Origin of the sequence: Brevundimonas sp. (genome assembly GCF_035627055.1) — a bacterium.
GTDB lineage: Bacteria > Pseudomonadota > Alphaproteobacteria > Caulobacterales > Caulobacteraceae > Brevundimonas.
The window spans coordinates 21,731-35,430 of sequence record NZ_DASPMM010000010.1 but is presented as its reverse complement, the minus strand read 5'-3'; the positions used below and the strand labels follow the sequence as shown (position 1 = coordinate 35,430).

Genomic DNA, 13,700 nt, shown 5'->3' with positions numbered 1-13,700 from the left:
AGGATTACGCCATGAAGTCCCTCTCACGCGCCGCCGTGCTCGCCGCCGCTCTCGCCCTGATCGCGGCGCCCGCCGCCGCCCAGGAGTCGCCCGGCTGGTCCTTCGCCATCCACGGCGGCGCCGGCGTCATCGAGCGCGACAGCCTCACCGCCGAACAGGACGCCGCCTACCGCGCCGCGCTCAAGCGCGCCCTCGACGCCGGTTCGGCCGTGCTCGCCCAGGGCGGCTCGGCCCTCGACGCCATTCAGGCCGCGATCGAACTCATGGAGGACGACCCCCTGTTCAACGCCGGCCGCGGCGCCGTCTTCACCGCCGCCGGCCGCAACGAGCTCGACGCCGCCGTCATGAACGGCTCGGACCGCACCGCCGGCGCCGTGGCCGGCCTGACCACCACCCGCCATCCCATCGCCGCCGCCCGCGCCGTGATGGAGCAGTCGCCGCACGTCATGCTGATCGGCGAGGGCGCCGACAGCTTCGCCGCCTCGGTCGGTCTGGAGCAGGTCGATCCGTCCTTCTTCTTCACCGAGCGCCGCTGGCAGGGTCTGGTCCGCGCGCTCGAACAGCAGGGGCAGCCGGTCCCGGAGCGCCCCGCCGGCGCCCCCTCGCCCCAGGCCGCTGCCGACCTCCCGGCCCCGCCGCTGAACGAGCGCAAATTCGGCACCGTCGGCGCCGTCGCCCTCGACAGCCAGGGCCGCCTCGCCGCCGGCACCTCCACCGGCGGCACCACCGCCAAGCGCTGGGGTCGCGTCGGCGACGTGCCGGTGATCGGCGCCGGCACCTACGCCTCCAACGCGGAAGGCTGCGCCGTCTCCGCCACCGGCGACGGCGAATTCTACATCCGGGCCAGCGTCGCCCGCGACATCTGCGCCCGCATCGCCGCTGGATCGCCGGCTCTGACCGCCGCCCAGACGGAGGTGGACGACGCCCTGTCGCTCGGCGGCTCGGGCGGCGTCATCGTCATGGACACGGACGGGCGACCGGGCTTCGCCATGACCACCTCCGGCATGTACCGCGGCGCCGTCTCGGCCACCCAGCCCGCCCGCGTCGCCATCTACGGCGACGAGGAGTTACGCCCGTGACCGCGGCCGCCGTTCTCGACCTCGCCGAAAAGTTCGCGGCCTTCTCCGACCACTGGCGCCCGCGCGTCGCCGCCCGGCTGAACGGTCAGGACGTCCGGCTGGTCAAGGTCCAGGGCGTCTTCCCCTGGCATAGCCACGCCGACGCCGACGAGATGTTCCTCGTCTGGAAGGGCCGGTTCCGGGTCGAGTTCCGCGACCGCGTCGAGACCCTCGACCCCGGCCAGCTCCTCGTCGTGCCGCGCGGCGTCGAGCACCGCACCGCCGCCGACGAGGAGGCCGAGGTGCTGATCTTCGAACCGTCGGAGGTGATCAACACCGGCGACGCCCCGGTCTCCGCCTTCACCGCCCCGCAGGGCCAGACCGTATGACCGCCCCCCGTGACACCGCCGGCGTCATCGCCCCGCCGCCGCTGATCTACCTCGGCTTCCTGCTGCTCGGCTGGGGCCTGTCGAAGGCGCTCGGCGCCCCCGACGACCTGGGTCTCGAGCCGCAGGTCCGCCGCGTCGCCGCCTTCGTCCTGATCGTCGGCGGTCTGGTCATCGAAGGCTCCGCCGCCAACCAGTTCCGCCGCCTCGGCACCCGCATGGAGCCGTGGAAGCCGACCACCGCCCTCTCCACCGACGGCCTGTACCGCTTCAGCCGCAATCCGATCTACGTCGGCTTCACCCTGATGTACCTCGGCTTCGCCGCGGCCATGGACAGCCTGATCGCCCTCGCCTTCGTCCTGCCCTGCCTCCTCGTCGTCGACCGCTTCGTCATCCAGCGCGAGGAGCGCTACCTCGCCGCCAAATTCGGCGCCGAATACGACGCCTACCGCGCCCGGGTGCGGCGATGGCTGTAGCCCCCGACCCGCGCGACGAACTCTCCCTGATGGCCATGGAGGAGCTCGACGCCGCCTGCGCCCTGGCCTGGCCCGAGATCAAGGCCATAACCCCCTGGGGCGACAGCTTCACAGGCTTCGCCCCCTCCGGCCGCGAGGTCGAGATCGAGCGCCGCTACCTCTGGGCCCACGAGCCCGAGGGGGCCGTCGCCGTCGAGGTCGAGGTGCGCGACGTCGGGGCCCGCACCGGGGCGGAGGCCAAGGCCCTGATCACCCCGGACTGAACCGTTCGCGCATCCGGCGAATCCGGCCCGCTGTTAACCTTTCCCGTTGCCAAGCTGAGCCGTCGGGGCAAGATGCGCCGTCCGCGAACGGCGGTCGGTCCAGCGGGGAGCCCCATGTCCTACGGCGACGACTTCGCCACCGTCGATACGGCCGGGGCCCCGCTCGATCCGGTCATCATGATCGGCGCCGATTCCTTCTTCTGGGGCGCCGTCCTGCTGGCGCTGCTGGTCGCCGCCCTGATCGGCTGGTGGTTCGCCGGCGGCTCGCGGCCCCGGCGGGTCGACGCCGCCGGCCCGATCTGGGAGGCCATCGACGACGCCGCCAAACTGGCCATGCATGCCGACAGCGAAGCCCTGCCGGCTCGCGCCGGGGAACTGCGCCGCGTCCTGAAGGCCCGGCTCGGCAAGACCCTGGCCTTCGGCGGCGAATTGAGCGGATGCGTCGGCGCGCTCGACCGGGCGCTCAACGGCGAGGTCGACCACGGCGCCGGCCACGCCGCGCCCGACCACCCGGCGGAGGAACCCGGCCCGGAGGCGGATCACGAGGCCGGCGAGCCGGTCCGGCCGTCGTCCTCGGCCGCCGCCAACGTCACCATCGTCTCCATCCATCCGGGAGCAGGGGGCCCGTCCCGTCGTCCGTCCCGGCAGCACGGTGGGCGGGCCATGACCACGCGCGAGCGCAATGAGGCCCTGCGCCTCGCCGTCTCCGACTTCAACGACTACTGGCGCCACCGTGCGGCGCGGGAGGGCGACATGCGCGCCGTGGTGGCCGAGCTGTGCAATCCGGGGCCGCGCCGCCCGCGCCTCAGCCACAGCAGCGATCACCACTGACGCGGGCTGTTCCCCCCGGCGCGGAAACCCCTTAAGCCGGAAGCATGAAACTCGCCTCGCTCAAGCACGGCCGCGACGGCCGCCTCGTCCTCGTTTCCAGCGACCTCGCCTGGTTCACCGACGCCTTCCTGATCGCCCCGACCCTGCAGGCGGCACTCGACGACTGGGACCGGGTCGAGCCCGACCTGCGCGCCCTGGCCGAGAGCCTCGAACACGGCGGCGTGCCGCGCGGCCGCTTCCACGAACGCGAGGCCGCCTCCCCCCTGCCCCGCGCCTATCAGTGGGCCGACGGCTCGGCCTATGTGAACCACGTCGCCCTCGTGCGGCAGGCGCGCGGCGCCGAAATGCCCGACAGCTTCTGGACCGACCCGCTGATGTACCAGGGCGGCTCCGACGGCTTCCTCGCCCCGCGCGATCCGATCCCCCTGGCCGACGAAAGCTGGGGCTGCGACCTCGAGGCCGAGGTCGTGGTGGTCACCGGCGACGTGCCCCAGGGCGTGTCGCGCGAGGAGGCGCTGAGCCACATCCGCCTCGTCGGCCTCGTAAACGACGTCAGCCTGCGCAACCTGATCCCGGCCGAACTGGCCAAGGGTTTCGGCTTCGTCCAGTCCAAGCCCGCCTCGGCCCTGTCGCCGGTCTTCGTCACCCCCGACGCCCTCGGCGACCGCTGGGCCGACGGCAAGCTCAAGGGCGAACTCAATGTCCAGCTCAACGGCGCGGACTTCGGCAAGGCCGACGCCGGCGCGGACATGACCTTCGACTTCGGCACCCTCATCGCCCACCTGGCCAAGACCCGCAGCCTGTGCGCGGGGACCATCATCGGCTCGGGCACCGTCTCCAACCGCGACGCCGACGGCGGCCCCGGCAAGCCGGTCAGCGAAGGCGGCCTCGGCTACTCCTGCATCGCCGAGGTCCGCACCGTCGAGACCATCCTGCGCGGCAAGCCCGAGACCTCGTTCCTCAAGCACGGCGACACCGTCCGCATCGAGATGCTGGACGACCAGCATCGCTCGATCTTCGGGGCCATCGAGCAGACGGTGGAGCCCGCCTGATGCCGCGGGCGGTCCTTGCAGTCATCGCGGCCGCCATGTCCATCGCGGCGCCGTCCGCCATGGCGCAGGAGGCCGTGGACGACTGGGACCTGACCATCGACGAGGCGCAGGACGTGATGCTGGCCACCGTCGGCTATTCCAGCGGCCAGGCGCTCGCCGTGCGATGCCGCGCCGGCGAGCTGGACGTTCTCATCTCGGGCCTCCCGCCGTTGGAAGGCCCCTCCCGCCGGATCGAGGCCATCTATCCCGACGGACGCGACGAGGTCGGTTCCTGGTTCGCCGGCGGCGACGGCTCGCTGGTCTTCAGTCCCGCTCCGCGCCTGGACGCACGCCGCTTCCGCCAGGGCGGATCGCTGCAGATGTCGGTCGCCATCCGGGCGGCGCCGGACGCCGCCCCTCGCCAGTACGCCCTCGACCTTCCCGCCCAATTCAGCAATCTGGACCGGGTGCTCCAGGCCTGCGGAGCTGATCAGCCCGACGCGCGCGCGGACCTCGTCCGTTGGAATCAGCCCCTCATCGTGGGTGATCTCTGGCGGCGTCTGCCGGCGCCGCAATACCCGGAGGCCGCAGCTCACCTCGGAGCGGGCTTCGTCACCGTCAGCTGCGTCGTCGGTCAGGGCGGCCGGCTGACGGACTGCCGGATCGAGCGTGAGAGCCACGCCCGCCGCTACGGCTTCGGCGAAGCCGCCCTGAGTTCGATGCGCGACGCCCGGATTGCGCCTCCCGAAGAGGGCGGCCCGCAGCCGGGTCAAGTGTTCCTCGGCACGATCCGGTTCAGCCTCGCCCCCTAGCCGATCCGCCGCAGCGCCTCCGCCAGCGCCTGACCCGCCGGCACGGCCACGTCCGGGCGCACGCCCCCGCCTTCCCAGTTGGTTCCCGTCACGGGATGCCGCGCCTCGCCGATCGGCATGATGACGGTGAACCACGGCCCGAGGTCCATGGCGATCGAGGGATTGGCCCCGCCGCCCGTGGGCTCGCCGATGACCGTGGCCCGGGCCGCCGCCTGCAGGTCGTAGGCCACCGCTTCGGCCGCCGAGAAGGTCCCGGGCCCGACCAGGACCAGGATCGGCTGGCTCGGAAAGGTCGGAGCCGCCACAGGGTTGGCGAACCGTTCGAACACATCCCGCCCGTCCGCAACACAGTCCTCGGGGTCAGCCGGATTGGGCTGGCAACGGCGGAACTGGATGTCCTCCAGCCGCATCGGCTGCGGCGCGAAATGCCCCATCAGCTGGCGCAGGGCCGCCTCGCCGCCGCCGAGGTTCTCGCGCAGGTCCAGCACCAGCGCCCGCGCCCCGGCCAGCCGCGCCATGGTCGCATCGATCGCCGCCGCCGAGTCCGGATGCCCGCTGAACGAGGCCAGGTTCAGATAGGCCACCCCGCCGTCCAGCATCTTCGCCTCGCGTACGCCCCAGCCATTCCGGGCCTCCTCGGCCGCCATCTGCTCCAGGGTCGGACCGGGTCCCTCCGCCGCCGCGTCGTCGCGGCTGCGCCCCTCGATCCACACCTGCAGATGATTGTCGCCGGAGACCGCCAGCAGATCGGCGTTGATCGCCTGCCGGAAGGCCTCCGGATCGGTCAGCGCCAGATAGGCCTGCCGCCGCTCCGCCAACCGCGCCCGGATCGCGGGCGTGCGCTCGACCATCACATAGTGGGCCAGCCGCCGGTGCAGCGTGTCCAGCGCCCGCTCCCGATGCGCCGCGGTGATCGCCGCAGGCGAGTTCGCGCCGACGCCGCCCGCCGCCGCCTCCTGGGCGAGGACCGCCGCCGGCCCCTGGCATGACAGCATCAGGGCTCCCAGCGCGGCCGTCATCACATGTCTGAGCTTCATCGTCGTCTCCTTGCCCGCTGAGGAGGCGGCGACGGCGCTTTACGGATGCGCGGCGTCGGTTAAGCTTTCGACAGGTTCGCGCCCGTCAGGGGCCGGCGACCCGGAGCCCCCACGCATGTCGACCCAGCAGCTCATTCCGCTCATCGCCGTCCTCATCGCCCTGCCGCTGATCCTGCTGCGCAACCGCCGGCCGCGGACGCTGCGTCCGCAGTGGCTGTGGGTCATGCCCGCCGTGATCGTGGTGCTGATGGGCTTCGCCCTGTGGGGAACCAGTATGGATCCCGACGTCCCGCACGCCGCCTTCGACGCCCTCGCCTGGGCCGTTCTCGCGATCGGCCTCCTCCTAGGCGGGGTGTTCGGCTGGTGGCGCGGCCGGATGACGACGATCGAGAAGCATGCCGACGGCGCGCTCAAGGCGCAGGCCTCGCCGCTCGGCCTGATCCTGATCATCGCCGTGATGGTCGGCCGCCGCGCCCTGACCGCCTTCCTCGAGCCGCACGCCGCCGACTACGGCCTGAACCCGCTCGCCATCGCCGACGCCTTCCTGCTGTTCGTCGTCGGCATGATCGTCGTCCAGCGCATCGAGATGTTCATCCGCGCCCGGCGAATCCTCGCGGGCGGAACCGACGCCCATGTGGAGGCGGCCGTTTGAGCGCCGGCGCCGCTTGACGCCGCGCGTCGCCGTCGCGCAAGTCGGGGTTGCAACTCGTCCGGATCCCGTTTCATGAACCGCCTGCTCGCCCCCGTCGTCGCCTGCGCCGTCGCCCTCGCCTCCGCTCCGCCCGCCCTGGCCCAGGAGGCGCAGGCCGACTGGGATCTGCTGCGCGACCCGGCCAAGCGGCTGACCATGGCCTACTCGCAGTTCGACAGCGGCGTGGGCATCGCGGCTCGCTGCGTCGATGAAAGCTACGAGGCTCTCATCACCGGCCTGCCGCCCGCCGGCTCCGGCGAGACGCGCATCCTCCAGGTCGCTTTCGGCGACGGCGAGTTGCACCCCCAGCGCTGGAACGTCGCCGTCGAGGACACCATCGCCGTCAGCGAACTGCCCGCCCCCTTCGCCCGCAAGCTGCGCGAGGGCGGCCGGCTGCGCATCATGATCCCGGGCGCCGCCGAGGGCGGCCGCAATCTGATGCACGACCTGACCCTGCCCGCCTCCTCGAGCTCGATCGACGAGACCCTGACCGTCTGCGACCGGCCGCTGACCGACCCGCGCGACGCGGATCTGGAGGCACTTCCCGACGGCGGCCTGCCCGCCAACCTGGCCTGGGCCCGCCGTCCCCGGCCGCGCTTCCCGACCCCCGCCCGCTATGCCCGGGGTTTCGCGACCGTCATGTGCCTGACCAATCCGGACGGGTCCCTGCGCGACTGTTCGGTGGAGGCCGAACACCCGCAGGACGCCGGCTTCGGCGAGGAGGCGCTCCGGGCCACGCGCCGCGCAAGGGTCGCGAATCTCGACGCCGCCGGCGCCGCCGTGCCGCTGCAGCGCATCCTCTACCGCACCAATTTCGTGCTTGAGGGCTATCAGACCCGCGACGACGAACAGCGCCGCCGCGAGCAGCGCGACCGCGACCGCGAGATTCGCGAACGGCAGCGGACCGCCGGAGACTGATCCCGCGCCGGGTCCGACTTCCCCGATTGCCTCCCCGCCCCGCCCGCGCTACCTGTCCCGCCCTGCCGGAAAGACCCAGACGGCCTGTGCGGGCGTGGTGGAATTGGTAGACGCGCCGGACTCAAAATCCGGTTCCGAAAGGAGTGTCGGTTCGAGCCCGACCGCCCGCACCACACCGAAACACGCTGGCGTCAAAAAACCTCAGGCGGGCCATGACGGCTCGCCGGCCGCCTGTTGGGCCATCTCCGCGTCGCCGGTTCACGAAAGCGCCATCTCCGGCCGCCTCTCCTTCGCCGCCTCGACCGCCTCGGCCACCAGGGCGGTGAACCGGGGAAAGAGATCGGCGCGCATCTCGGGCGCCGCCCAGTAGGGGTTCATGAACACGCAGCGGACCAGCGTCAGCCCCTCCGCGTCGACCGCGCCGCCGTAGCTCGCCGCATGACGCCGGATCAGGGCCGTGTAGTCCGCGCCCAGGGTGGTCTTCGAAACCGAGAATTCCGGCGACCGGTGAATGGCGTCGAACAGCGCTGCGGTGCGGCGGTTGGCGACGGACAGGGCTTCGCCATCGTCGGCGATGGAGAAGCATACGATGTTCGCGTCCGCCGGCTCGAGGAAGCGCACGTACGGCAGGGCGCTTGCCAGGACGCGCTGGAAGGCGGCGCGCGTGCGGACGGTCTCGGCGATGACGCTGCCCAGCCCATGCGGGCCAAATCCGAGCGTGCGACCGGTCAGCCAGGTCGCCGCCGCGCCCGCCGCCGAACGAGAACCTTCGAGCGTCGACGACCACTTGCCGTCGCCAAGCTCCGGCCGATCCAGATAGGGCGCATCGAAGGACGAGACGGCGTAGGCCGCGGCGTCACGAGTCAGAAAGGCCCCGCACGCGTAGGGGACGTAGCCGAGCTTGTGCGGATCGATGGTGACGGAGTCGGCCGAGGCGATCGCGCGCAGGGCCGCCGCGCTCTCGCACGATAATTCCGCCTCCTCAAGCCCGCCCAGAAGACTGCACAGGAAGCCCCCGTAGGCGGCGTCGACGTGCCGCCAGACATGAACGCCCCGTTCGTCCCGCCAACGGTCGAGCCGGGCGTGCAGGCGATCGGTCGGGTCGATCTCGCCCGTCTCGGTCGTGCCGGCGACGCTGACGGCCATGAGCACGGGCCGGCCCTCCGCCTCCGCCTGGCGCACCAGCCGTTCGAAGTCCTCGACGTCCAGCCGCCCCTCGGTATCCAGAGCCACGCTCCAGAGCGAGCTCTCGCCAAGCCCGAACAGATTGGCGGCCTTCAGCCAGGAATAGTGTTTGTTCCCCGGAACCAGCATGACCGGCCCAAGGTAGTCGCGCCCGGCGGCCTTGCTGATGCGGCGCCAGATCGAGGCGGGATTGCCGACGGCGGCGCTGCACCTCCGCAGGCGCTCGTCCGTCAGGCCGTGCTCGCGCCACAGCGCCCGGAACCGGGCCCAGCCCATATGGGCCGCGGCGAAGGGATCGAGACGTTCGCCGGTGGCTTCGGCGAGGTACAGCCCCAGGCTAAGCCAGTGATCGAGGCGATAGCGCGCGCGCCACACGGCTTCGAAGTTGGCCACCGTGCCGCCGGACGTGAAATGGCCCTGCGCCCGGGCGGGATCGTAGCCGACCATCCCGGCCAGCATGCCGATCGCCTCGGTCTCGATGACGGAGCCGACGCGACTGGACTCCCGCGAGGTGTTGTTGGGGTTGTGCAGCATGGCCGCCAGCCAGCCGAACAGGGCCGGCAGCGACACCTCCGCCTTCATATGGCCGATGTAGCGGGGCGTGTGCGTCGGGGTCTCGGCGGTGAGGGCCTGACACAGTTCGGCGAGGTGCTGAGACAGCTCCTCGCGCCGCCGCAGCCGTTCCGGCGACAGCCGGTCGGCGGACGACGCCGCGCCCGGATCGCCGGCGAACAGGCTCTTGCGCCAGTCGAACCACTGGTCGAGCACGGCCTGGAACTCGCCGCGGACCCAGGTCTCGTTCTCGGAGCGAGCGCCCGGGAAATAGGCTCCGGCGACGGTGGCGGCGGATGACGGAGTCATGGGGGCGCTCTCGACGGTCAGGATGGTCGGCTCAGAATCCACAGCCCCGCCGCCAGCACGGCGGCCCCGGCGGCGGTCGTCACCGGTACGGAGGCGCCGCCGGCCCACAGCGCCAGCCAACCGGCCGGCAGACTGACGCCGGCGACAGCCTTGGCCGAGCGGGGAATAGCGCGCCGGGCTTCCCAGGCGGCGAGCGGCGGGCCGAGCCTGGGGTGCGCGCGCAGCCAGCCGTCCAGCCGGGGCGAACTGCGCGCGAAGGCCCAGGCCGCGAGCAGCAGGAAGGGGGTGGTCGGCAGCAGCGGAAGGATCACGCCCGCCAGCGCCAGAGCGGTCGCCGCGCCTCCAAGCAGCCGCAGCGCGAGCCGCTCGCTCCCCCGGCCGGCGGGCGGCGTGCAATGGCACTCGCCGAAACAGCAGAGGTCCGGAGGGCAGGAGTCGCACGCGCAGGCGGCGATGTCGGGAGGGGCGGGCCTTGTCATGACGCCAGCCTGCCTTGCCCGGCCGCGGCCCGCGTTGCGCAGGCGCAATTCAGAGCGAGCGCCGCAGCAGCATGGGACCATAGACGAGGGCGAATCCAAGGAAGGCCACCGACCACAGGACCGCCGAGAGGCCGAGCAGCGCCTGCGACCATTCGGCGTGGAAGGGCGCACACACCCTGACCACGGCGGCCAGAAGGACGGCGACGTAGACCGCCGTGGTGGCCCCGTCCGCCACGCGGGGGCGGCCGGTATGGCCGCGCGTGGCCCGGGTCATCATCGCCAGGGTCATGACGCCCATGGCCCCGGCGGTCAGGGCGTGGACCCCGGCGCTGAAGGGCGCGACGGCGGGCGCGAGAGCGGCGAGGCCCAGCAGCAGCAGGCCGATGGCGACCCAGGCGTAGCCGGCGTGGAGGATCCACACCAGCGCCTCGCGCCGCGCCAGCCAGCCGCGCCAGCGCCACAGCCGAAGGACGTTGGCCAGGCCGGCCAGAAGCATCAGCAGGCCGGGAATTTCGGCGTAAGGGGCGATCACCCAGCCGGTCAGGGCAACCCCGGTCAGCGCCAGAACGGCCTTGTCGAAAAGTCCGAAGGCTGCGGGCCGCGCCAGGATGCCGTGGGCCACGGTCCAGTTCTGGGTGAAGCTGGGTGTCACCCGTCCGCCGATCAGGGCGACGAGGCCGATGATGACGGCCACCGCAGCGCGCTCGGCGCCGGGCCCGACGGCCGGGAATTCGCTCCGCAGGTGGAAGGCGACATTGGCCAGCGCCAGCACCGTCACCATCAGGCACACGGGCAGGTTGCGGCGGTTGCGGGCCGCCAGCACCTCGCGCCAGACGACCCCTGCGAACACGATCAGGAAGGCGGCCTCGACGACTGCGGCGGGCCCGGCGAGTGAGGCCGGGGCGAAACCGGCGACCCGCCCCGCGAGCCACAGGGCGAACAGACCGGCCAGGCCGGCGCCGGTCACCGGCAGCCGTCCGGTCCAGTTCGGCACGGCGGTCAGCAGAAAGCCCGCGATGACTCCGCCGAGATAGCCGAACAGCATCTCGTGGATGTGCCAGACGCGCCCGTCGACAGCGCCGACCATGCCGTCGCCCAGGGTGAAGGACGCAACCCAGATCGGCACGGCGGCCGCGGCCCAAATGGCGCTGAACAGGAAGAACGGCCGGAAGCCGAAACTGAACACCGGCGGTCCCGAATAGCGCCGCATGGATTCCGCTGTTGTCGACACGCCCGTACTCCTCAACAAGAAAAAACGGGGGCGGGGAAGGCCAACCCTCCCCGCCCCCGGCCCCACGCCCCGGCGACTACTCCGCCGGCGCCGCCACGGGATCCGCGTCTGCGGATCCCGAAAGACCGACCGGGACGGGCTTGAGCGCCCCGATCACCAACCGTCCCGCGAACAGCGCCAGCGTCAGGGCGCCGATGCTGAAGGTGACGTCCCCGGGCATGCGCATCCACACCAGCGTCTCGACCAGCGGCGAGTGGATCACCGCCGGCGAACGGGCGAACCAGACGCCGTGCTCAATGCTGGCGAAGGCCTGGATCACCCCGACCGGCAGCAGCGACAGGAAGACCATCATCGCCAGGCCGCCGTTGAGGAGCCAGAAGGTCCAGGCCAGCAGCTTGTCGTTCCAGGCCTCACGCCGGGCCAGGCCGCGGAAGCAGAACAGCAGCAGGCCGATGCCCAGCATCCCGTAGACCCCGAACAGGGCCGCGTGGGCGTGAGTCGCCGTCGTGTTCAGGCCCTGGATGTAATAGAGGCTGAGCGGCGGGTTGATCATGAAGCCGAAAACGCCGGCGCCGAGCAGGTTCCAGAAGGCCACGGCCACGAAGAACAGGATCGGCCATTTGTAGAGCTGCACCCACGGCGCCGCCTTGGTGTGCCGCCAGTTCTCGAAGGCCTCGAAGCCGATCAGGGCCAGCGGCACGACTTCCAGCGCCGAGAACATCGAGCCGATGGCCAGCACCGACACGGGCGTGCCCGCGAAATAGAGGTGGTGCAGCGTGCCCAGCACGCCGCCGGTCATGAACACTATGGTGCCGAACATGACCGCCAGGTTGGCCGTGGCCGCGCGGACGAGGCCGAGGCGGACGAACAGCAGGCCGATCACCGCCGTGGCGAAGACCTCGAAGAAGCCCTCGACCCACAGGTGGACGATCCACCAGCGCCAGTACTCGACCATCGAGATGTGCGTGTGCTTGCCCCACATGAAGCCGGCCGCATACATCAGGGCGATGGCGATGGTGGACAGGAACAGCACCACCAGAACCGGCTTGGCCGCGTTCGGCTTCTTCAGGGCCGGCCACAGGGCGCGGCCGACCAGCACCAGCCAGAGCAGCAGGCCGACGAACAGCAGGGTCTGCCAGAAGCGGCCGAGATCGACATACTCCCAGCCCTGATGGCCGAACCACCAGTTGGCGTCGAGGTCGAGCACCTGCTGCACGCCCAGCCATTCGCCGAACAGCGAACCGACCACGACGACCAGCAGGGCGACCCAGAGGACATTGACGCCGAGCTTCTGGAAGCGCGGCTCGTGACCCGAGACCATGGGCGCGATGTAGAGGCCCGTGGCCAGCCAGGCGGTGGCGATCCAGAAGATCGCGATCTGGGTGTGCCAGGTGCGGGTGACCGCATAGGGGATCCATTCCGAGATCGGGACGCCGTAGAAGTCGTGGCCCTCGACCGCATAGTGGGCGGTCACCGCGCCAAGCCCGACCTGGACCAGGAACAGGGCGATGACGGTCAGGAAATACTTGCCGGTCGCTTTCATTGAAGGCGTCGGCTTGAGGGCGCCGAGCGGATCGCTGGTCGGGACGACCACGTGGTCTTCCCGGCGGGTGCTGGCGTGCCACAGGACCAGGGCGGCGACGCCGAAGATCAGCAGCAGCACGCTCGCCGCCGACCAGACGACGTTGGCCGAGGTCGGCACATTGTCGATCAGCGGCTCATGCGGCCAGTTGGAGGTGTAGGTGATGTCGTCGCCGGGCCGGTTGGTCGAGGCGCCCCAGCTGGTCCACCAGTAGAAGGCGGCGATCTGGTCGCGGCGGCCCGCATCCGGCACGGGGTTGTTCGCGATCGCATAGTCCTCGCGCAGGGACTCCAGCGCCGGATCATCGCCCAGCAGCGCCGTATAGTGCGCCTTGACCTGCCGGATGGCGGCGGCCCGGTCGTTGGACACCGTCACCACGCCCGTCGCCGGGTCGAAGGTGTTGGTGCGCATCTCGGCCTTCAGCCGGGCCTTCAGCGCGGCCTGCCGCTCGGCGTCGAGCGAGGCGTACAGCATGCCGAACTCGCGACCCGCCCAGAGGTCGAGCAGGGTCGTCGCTTCGCGGTGCAGCTGGTCGGCGGACCAGTCGGGGGCGACGTAGCCGCCATGGCCCCAGATCGAGCCGACCTGCTGGCCGCCCATCGACTGCCAGGCCAGCTGCCCCGTCTGGATGTCGTCGCGGGTGAACAGCACCGCGCCCGAGGCATCGACCACCTGCGCCGGTATCGGCGGGGCCTGTCGGTGAATCTCGCGCCCCTGCAGCCCCAGGACGGCGAAGGACGCCGTCATCACCAGGGCGAGAAGCAGCCAAAGTCTCTTGGTTGTCATCGCGTGTCTCTCCGGCCGCCCGGGACGCCCCCATCGGCCTGTGGTCGCCTGATCGCCTGCGAAGCCTGTTCTG

The 13,700-nt window shown here is 71.5% G+C and carries 14 protein-coding genes and 1 tRNA gene; 10 read left to right on the top strand and 5 right to left on the bottom strand.

What is annotated here, in order from left to right:
- Positions 1–11: 11 nt before the first annotated feature.
- From VEA98_RS03940 to VEA98_RS03910, 7 genes are all read left to right on the top strand, one after another.
- Positions 12–1,079, top strand: a complete 1,068-nt coding sequence (locus VEA98_RS03940) for an isoaspartyl peptidase/L-asparaginase (RefSeq protein ID WP_324811175.1) — start codon at positions 12–14, stop codon at positions 1,077–1,079.
- Positions 1,076–1,447 carry a cupin domain-containing protein gene (locus VEA98_RS03935; RefSeq protein ID WP_324811174.1) on the top strand — a complete coding sequence of 124 codons (372 nt, stop codon included), beginning with the start codon at positions 1,076–1,078 and terminating at the stop codon, positions 1,445–1,447. Before VEA98_RS03940 ends, VEA98_RS03935 begins: the two co-directional genes overlap by 4 nt.
- Positions 1,444–1,920, top strand: a complete 477-nt coding sequence (locus VEA98_RS03930) for an isoprenylcysteine carboxylmethyltransferase family protein (protein ID WP_324811173.1) — start codon at positions 1,444–1,446, stop codon at positions 1,918–1,920. The genes VEA98_RS03935 and VEA98_RS03930 overlap by 4 nt, the downstream gene beginning before the upstream one ends.
- Positions 1,911–2,183, top strand: a complete 273-nt coding sequence (locus VEA98_RS03925; protein ID WP_324811172.1) for a hypothetical protein — start codon at positions 1,911–1,913, stop codon at positions 2,181–2,183. Before VEA98_RS03930 ends, VEA98_RS03925 begins: the two co-directional genes overlap by 10 nt.
- A gap of 114 nt (positions 2,184–2,297) precedes the next feature.
- Positions 2,298–3,014, top strand: coding sequence for a hypothetical protein (locus VEA98_RS03920; protein ID WP_324811171.1), 717 nt, complete (start codon positions 2,298–2,300; stop codon positions 3,012–3,014).
- Positions 3,015–3,058: 44 nt separating this feature from the next.
- The gene (locus tag VEA98_RS03915) at positions 3,059–4,066 is read left to right on the top strand and encodes a fumarylacetoacetate hydrolase family protein (protein WP_324811170.1); all 1,008 of its coding nucleotides are present in this window, start codon (positions 3,059–3,061) and stop codon (positions 4,064–4,066) included.
- Entirely contained in the window at positions 4,066–4,857 is a 792-nt protein-coding gene (locus VEA98_RS03910; protein ID WP_324811169.1) for a TonB family protein, read from the top strand. The genes VEA98_RS03915 and VEA98_RS03910 overlap by 1 nt, the downstream gene beginning before the upstream one ends.
- Here VEA98_RS03910 and VEA98_RS03905 read toward each other — a convergent pair.
- The gene (locus VEA98_RS03905; RefSeq protein WP_324811168.1) at positions 4,854–5,894 is read right to left on the bottom strand and encodes a S41 family peptidase; all 1,041 of its coding nucleotides are present in this window, start codon (positions 5,892–5,894) and stop codon (positions 4,854–4,856) included. The two genes, VEA98_RS03910 and VEA98_RS03905, sit on opposite strands and share 4 nt — an antisense overlap.
- Positions 5,895–6,009: 115 nt before the next feature.
- Between VEA98_RS03905 and VEA98_RS03900 the strand changes: the two genes are divergently transcribed.
- From VEA98_RS03900 to VEA98_RS03890, 3 genes are all read left to right on the top strand, one after another.
- Positions 6,010–6,546: a CcdC protein domain-containing protein gene (locus tag VEA98_RS03900; RefSeq protein WP_324811167.1), complete on the top strand. Its 537-nt coding sequence runs from the start codon at positions 6,010–6,012 to the stop codon at positions 6,544–6,546.
- A gap of 72 nt (positions 6,547–6,618) precedes the next feature.
- Positions 6,619–7,503, top strand: coding sequence for a hypothetical protein (locus tag VEA98_RS03895; RefSeq protein WP_324811166.1), 885 nt, complete (start codon positions 6,619–6,621; stop codon positions 7,501–7,503).
- Between the two features lie 88 nt (positions 7,504–7,591).
- Positions 7,592–7,676 (top strand) — tRNA-Leu (locus tag VEA98_RS03890).
- 85 nt (positions 7,677–7,761) lie between these two features.
- On the opposite strand, the gene VEA98_RS03885 is transcribed toward VEA98_RS03890, so the two are convergent.
- The 4 genes from VEA98_RS03885 to VEA98_RS03870 all read right to left on the bottom strand — a co-directional run bounded on the left by VEA98_RS03885 (position 7,762) and on the right by VEA98_RS03870 (position 13,627).
- Positions 7,762–9,591 (bottom strand): pyridoxal phosphate-dependent decarboxylase family protein, encoded by a 1,830-nt coding sequence (locus tag VEA98_RS03885; protein WP_324811165.1) that lies wholly within the window; start codon positions 9,589–9,591, stop codon positions 7,762–7,764.
- Complete coding sequence (locus tag VEA98_RS03880) at positions 9,567–10,028, bottom strand: YbaN family protein (protein WP_324811164.1); 462 nt, start codon at positions 10,026–10,028, stop codon at positions 9,567–9,569. The genes VEA98_RS03885 and VEA98_RS03880 overlap by 25 nt, the downstream gene beginning before the upstream one ends.
- Before the next feature lie 49 nt (positions 10,029–10,077).
- A complete protein-coding gene (locus VEA98_RS03875; protein ID WP_324811163.1) occupies positions 10,078–11,259 on the bottom strand; it encodes an NnrS family protein in 1,182 nt (393 codons plus the stop codon).
- Between the two features lie 76 nt (positions 11,260–11,335).
- Positions 11,336–13,627, bottom strand: a complete 2,292-nt coding sequence (locus VEA98_RS03870; RefSeq protein ID WP_324811162.1) for a nitric-oxide reductase large subunit — start codon at positions 13,625–13,627, stop codon at positions 11,336–11,338.
- Between the last annotated feature and the right edge of the window lie 73 nt (positions 13,628–13,700).